General features: G+C 65.1%; 1 protein-coding gene. It reads right to left on the bottom strand.

Going from position 1 to position 275, the window contains the following annotated elements; all coding sequences use genetic code 11:
* Positions 1-275: leucine--tRNA ligase (locus tag L6Q96_23635; protein ID MCK6557537.1), on the bottom strand; the 275-nt coding region annotated here is incomplete at both ends.

The raw sequence follows: 275 nt of genomic DNA, 5'->3' as shown, positions 1-275 counted from the left end.
CAAAGTGCGGCGCGAACGGCGCCACCATGATCACCAAGTCCTTGACGATCTGCCGCTCCGAGCAGTTGCTGTCGCGCATCGCGTTCAGCAGCTCCATCATCGCCGCGATGGCGGTGTTGTAGCCGAGGGTCTCGAGGTCGCGGGTCACCTTCTTCTTGGTGGCGTTCCACTTGACCACGATGTCGCGATGGATCTCCTCGCCCGTCAGGGTCCGGCGCTCGCACTGGCCCACCAGATCCCAGAGCCGTTCCAGGAACCGGCGCGGCCCGATCAGG

The organism is Candidatus Binatia bacterium (genome assembly GCA_023150935.1).
GTDB lineage: Bacteria > Desulfobacterota > Binatia > HRBIN30 > HRBIN30 > JAKLJW01.
This window is presented reverse-complemented; position numbering and strand designations above follow the sequence as displayed.